The following is a 5381-nucleotide window of genomic DNA, read 5'->3' as shown; positions in this document are numbered from 1 at the left end:
GTGCTTGATGAAAACGATGACGCTCATCACCACGAACAATCCGGCAATTTGCGGCGTGCTCAGGACATAGAGGGCGATCGGCACGATGACCGCCGCCGTCAGCGCCGCAAGCGAGGAATAACGGAAGAGGAATGCCATCACCAGCCAGACGACGGCGAAGATCAGCGCTACCTGCCAGGCAAGGCCGATCAGCACGCCGAGATAGGTGGCGACGCCCTTGCCGCCCTTGAAGCCCAGCCATACCGGGAAGAGATGACCGAGAAAGGCGCCGAGACCGGCCCAGATCGCCAGGTCAGGCGCGAAATAGCCAGCAATCAGCACGGCGGCCGTGCCCTTCAGCGCGTCGAGCAACAGCGTCGCCGCGGCTAGGCCCTTGTTGCCGGTGCGCAGAACATTGGTGGCGCCGATGTTGCCCGAGCCGATCTGGCGCACATCGCCAAGGCCGGCCGCGCGGGTGAGCAGAAGTCCGAACGGAATCGAGCCCAGGAGATAGCCGAACACAAGCGCTGGGATGAGGCTGTAAGTCATTGTTTCCCCCGCATTTCCCCCAGTTTGGCCGGATCAGGCGCGGTGCGCGGGTTGTCCGGCTCAGACGGAGAACACTGTGCGGCCCGCAACCAGCGTTTGCAAGACCTTGCCTTGCAGGCGCGCACCTTCGAAACAGGTGTTTTTTGAGCGCGAACGAATGCCGCTTTCGCTGACGATCCAGGGTTCGTCGAGGTCGACAAGCGCAAGATCGGCGACAGCGCCGGGCTTCAGCGTGCCACCGGGCAGTCCGAACAGTTTTGCCGGGGCCGTGGACAGGGTCTCGATCAGCCTCAGCAACGGCACGTCGCCATTGTGGTAGAGCCGCAAGGCCGCGCCCAGCAGCGTCTCCAACCCGATGGCGCCGGCCGCCGCATCGGCGAAGGGCAGGCGCTTGGTGTCGACATCCTGCGGATCGTGCGAGGAGACGATGACGTCGATCGTACCGTCCCTGACCGCCTCGATCATCGCCAGCCGGTCTTCCTCGGCACGCAATGGCGGCGTCAGGCGAAAGAAGGTGCGGTATTCGCCGACATCGTTTTCATTGAGCGACAGATTGTGGATCGCCACGCCCGACGTCACCGTCGCCCCGTCGGCCTTGGCACGCGTCACGGCGTTTGCCGCCATCGCCGTCGAGATCTTCGCCGCATGGTACGAACCGCGCGTCAGCCGCGCCAGCGCAAGGTCGCGTTCCAGCGGGATGGATTCGGCCTCGCGCGGAATGCCGGAAAGGCCGAGCCAGCTGGCGTAGAGGCCTTCATTCATCACGCCGGATGAACCGAGGTCCGCATCCTGCGTCTCATGCACGATGGTGGCGCCGAAGTCGCGCGCATAGGTCAGCGCGCGGCGCATCACCAGCGCACTCGATATGGTGTGGCGGCCATCGGTGAAGGCGACCGCGCCGGCTTCGCGCAGCAGGCCGAACTCGGTCATCTCGCGCCCGTCGAGGCCCTTGGTGATCGCCGCAGCCGGAAAGACGTTGACGATAGCCGTGTCTTTGGCGGTGCGCAGCACGAACTCGACAAGCGCCACATTGTCGATCACCGGGTCGGTATCGGGCATCATGACGATGGAGGTGACGCCGCCAGCCGCCGCCGCGACACTCGCCGACGCAATGGTTTCGCGATGCTCGCCGCCCGGTTCGCCGATGAAGACGCGGCCGTCGATAAGGCCTGGAATGATCGCCTTGCCGGCGCAGTCGATAATGGTGGCGCCCTCGGGCGCGCCCTGGTTGAGCGCTGGCTTGCCGGCGGCAACGATCTTGCGGCCATCGACGATGACGGCGCCGATCTCGTCCATGCCGCGCGAGGGGTCGACGATGCGGGCGCGCTCAAAGACCGTTATGCTCATGCGCCGCGGCCCTCTTGATTGCGACGGGGATCGAGCAGCGCTTCCATGACCGCCATGCGCACAGCAACGCCCATTTCGACCTGTTCCTGGATGACGCTTTGCGGGCCGTCGGCGATTTCCGAAGCGATCTCGACGCCACGGTTCATCGGTCCGGGGTGCATCACCAACGCGTCGTCTTTGGCCGCCTTCAGTTTTTCCGCATCGAGGCCGAAATAGCGGAAATACTCGCGCACCGAAGGCACGAAGGCGCCTTCCATGCGCTCGCGCTGCAGGCGCAGCATCATCACCACATCGGCGTCCTTGAGGCCTTCGGCCATCGAACGGGTGACGATGACGCCCATCTTCTCGATGCCAGTGGGCAGCAGCGTCGACGGCGCAACGACGCGCACCTGCGCGCCGAGCGCGTTGAGCAGCATGATGTTGGAGCGCGCCACGCGCGAATGCAGGATGTCGCCGCAGATCGCCACGATCAGCTTCGACAGCGGGCCTTTGGCGCGGCGGATGGTCAGCGCGTCGAGCAGCGCCTGTGTCGGGTGCTCATGCGCGCCGTCGCCGGCATTGACGACGGAGCAGCCGACCTTCTGCGCGAGAAGCGCGGCCGCACCGGCCGACTGGTGGCGGATGATCAATATGTCGGGCCGCATGGCATTCAGCGTCATCGCCGTGTCGATGAGCGTTTCGCCCTTCTTCACCGAAGAGCTTGCCACCGACATGTTCATGACATCGGCGCCAAGCCGCTTTCCGGCCAGTTCGAACGACGACTGCGTGCGCGTCGAGGCTTCATAGAACAGGTTGATCTGTGTGCGGCCGCGCAGCGTCGAGGTTTTCTTCTCGGACTGCCGCGAGATCGCGACCGCCCGGTCCGCCCTGTCGAGCAACAGCTCGATGTCGGCAGGGGAAAGGTCGCGGATGCCCAGAAGATGGCGTTGAGGATAGGGGGACGAAGCGTCGGTCATCTCAAGGGGCTGCTATAGGGTGGAGACTTTGCGGCTGCAAGCGCCAGCTTTGCATTGGAACCGTTCTCCTCATTTTTTTCGTGTAGATGGCCGATTGTATCGGCCGGTATTTTCATCGCGCGCGCTGCATGGCTTGGCTATATCTAGCCGACAGCCTCGGATTCGTGGCTTTCTGACGATAGAAGGATTGGGCGTGACCGACGACGTGACGAACCAGCCGCCGCCGCTGACGGGCGGCAACGCCTGGCGGGGCGATCCGTTGCTGATCCAGCTCGCGGAGCGTTTTTCCGATCCGGTGCGCCGGGAACTCGACGGTCTCGGCCGTTTCGTGCTGACGCAGGAGGCGCAGGAACTGGCGCGCCTCGCCAATGTCGAGACGCCGAAGCTGAGGACGCATGATCGCCAAGGACGGCGCATCGACGTGGTCGAGTTCCATCCCGCCTATCACGCCTTGATGCGCCGCTCCGTGGCCAATGGGCTGCATTCCTCGGTGTGGGAAAACGGCGACACCGAGATCGGCCGCCGCCATCAGGTCCGTGCCGCCCGGTTTTATCTGACGGCGGAGCTCGAGACCGGGCATCTGTGCCCCATCACCATGACCAACGCTTCGCTGGCGGCCTTGATGGCCAGCCCGAAACTGTTTCGTGAATGGGCGCCGCGCGTGACGACGCGCAAATATGACCAGAGCCAAAAGCCGCCGGTCGAGAAAACCGGGCTGACGCTCGGCATGGGCATGACCGAGAAACAGGGCGGCACCGATGTGCGCGCCAATGTGACGAGGGCGGAACGCGCCGGCAGCGGTTTTTATCGTCTGACCGGGCACAAATGGTTCATGTCGGCGCCGATGTCGGATGCCTTCCTGGTGCTGGCGCAGGCGCCGGAGGGGCTGTCGTGCTTCCTCGTACCGCGCGTTCTCGGTGACGGCTCGGGCAACGGCTTCCGCTTCCAGCGGCTGAAGGACAAGCTCGGCAACCGTTCCAACGCATCCTCCGAAGTCGAATTCGTCAATGCCATCGGCGAGATGGTCGGCGAACCCGGTGCCGGTGTGAAGACGATCATGGACATGGTGACGCTCACCCGGCTCGATTGTGCCATCGCCTCGTCGGCGATCATGCGCGCGGGCCTCGCCGAGGCCGTTCATCATGCCCGCCATCGTCAGGTGTTCGGTTCGACCCTGATCGAGCAGCCGTTGATGCAGCGCGTGCTGGCGGACATGGCACTCGATGTCGCCGCCGCCACCGCACTGTCGTTCCGGCTGGCGCGGTCCTTCGACGAGGCGGCCAGCGACCGCGGTGAAGCGGCGTTTGCCCGCGCCATGACGCCGGTCGTCAAATACTGGGTCTGCAAGATCGCGCCGCCTTTGCTCTATGAGGCGATGGAGTGCCTCGGCGGCAATGGCTATGTCGAGGAGGCGCCGCTCGCCCGCTATTATCGCGAGGCCCCGGTCAACGCGATCTGGGAGGGCTCGGGCAATGTCATGGCGCTCGACGTGCTGCGCGTGCTTGGCCGTGCGCCCGGCCTGTTCGAGGATGTGCTGGCCGGCATCGACCGCGATCTCGGCGCCGGCGGACGCGGCACGATCGGCGTGCTGAAGGCGGCGATGCAGGTCGCTTCAACCGACGAAGGTTCGGCTCGGCTGCTCACCGAGCAGCTGGCTCTGTCGGCTGCGGCGGCGGAATTGCGCCGTCTGGGGGCAGGGCGGATCGCCGACGCTTTCGTCGAGACGCGATTGGCCGGCCAATGGCGCAACACCTATGGCATGATCGATTCGCGCCACGATGCACGCATGATCATCGACACGCTCTATCCGCCAGTGAACTGAGCCGCGAGCATCGCAAAAACCGGCGCCATCCACAGTTTTGAGGCGTTGGTCCGTATCCTCTCGCATATGGCTAATTTCCGTTAACCTTAACAAATGGTTTCCGTTGCGATGGCGAGCGGCAAGGCCCACTGTCCCGGCGCAAGCAGGCAATGGTTCAGATTGGCCGTCTCCTGCTTTGCGAAGCAGGAACACCGATGCGACAGGTACTGACCTCTTTTCTGACCTTGCACTGGACGATTGTTTTCGCCCTGCTTGCGCTCATCTGCATCGACGGAAACCGTGGTGTGGCGGCGGCGCTCGGCGTGATCGGTGCCACAATCGAGGGTACCCGCTTCGTCAACCTCGACAATTTCGTTGTCGTGGCGCCGCTTGCCACCGCATTGCTGGTCGTCGCGGTTCTGTTTTTCTGGGCCTTTGTCGAAGCCCTGGTCAACGACGCGACCAGCCCGGACGCCGACAGCGTTGCCCGCATCGCCTTCATCTGCGCGTCCGGCGTGTTGTCGCTGATCGTCATCGGGGGTGCTGCGCAAGGCATAAACGGGCTGTTCATGGCTGTTGCCGTGCAGCTGGCAGCACTTCTGGCATCCTATGTCGCCATGCTTGCCGAACGGCGGTCCGTGGTTGCGGCAGCGGCTTCGGGCGAAGGCGAGATCCATGCCGTCGCGCACGGCATGGCAAAAGCCGCAGCCCACAATTCGCTGCTTTCACTCATATCAGGCCGAACGGTG

Annotated in this window: 5 protein-coding genes; 2 read left to right on the top strand and 3 right to left on the bottom strand. The window is 64.3% G+C overall.

Going from position 1 to position 5381, the window contains the following annotated elements:
• The 3 genes from plsY to ENZ74_RS20450 form a co-directional block, all read right to left on the bottom strand.
• Positions 1–528, bottom strand: a 528-nt coding sequence (gene plsY, locus ENZ74_RS20460) for a glycerol-3-phosphate 1-O-acyltransferase PlsY (protein ID WP_127312955.1), incomplete at its 3' end; no start/stop codon positions are given.
• A 60-nt stretch (positions 529–588) separates the two neighbouring features.
• Entirely contained in the window at positions 589–1875 is a 1287-nt protein-coding gene (locus ENZ74_RS20455) for a dihydroorotase (protein ID WP_063167953.1), read from the bottom strand.
• Positions 1872–2831, bottom strand: a complete 960-nt coding sequence (locus ENZ74_RS20450; protein WP_063167954.1) for an aspartate carbamoyltransferase catalytic subunit — start codon at positions 2829–2831, stop codon at positions 1872–1874. Before ENZ74_RS20450 ends, ENZ74_RS20455 begins: the two co-directional genes overlap by 4 nt.
• Before the next feature lie 193 nt (positions 2832–3024).
• On the opposite strand from ENZ74_RS20450, the gene ENZ74_RS20445 reads away from it, so the two are divergent.
• Positions 3025–4653 (top strand): DNA alkylation response protein, encoded by a 1629-nt coding sequence (locus ENZ74_RS20445; RefSeq protein WP_013531793.1) that lies wholly within the window; start codon positions 3025–3027, stop codon positions 4651–4653.
• Positions 4654–4847: 194 nt separating this feature from the next.
• Positions 4848–5381: hypothetical protein (locus ENZ74_RS20440; protein ID WP_127312954.1), on the top strand; the 534-nt coding region annotated here is incomplete at its 3' end.

Origin of the sequence: Mesorhizobium sp. M7A.F.Ca.CA.002.15.2.1, from assembly GCF_003998715.1 — a bacterium.
GTDB lineage: Bacteria > Pseudomonadota > Alphaproteobacteria > Rhizobiales > Rhizobiaceae > Mesorhizobium > Mesorhizobium ciceri.
Note: the sequence above shows the minus strand (reverse complement) of the source record. Positions and strands in the feature narration are given on the sequence as shown.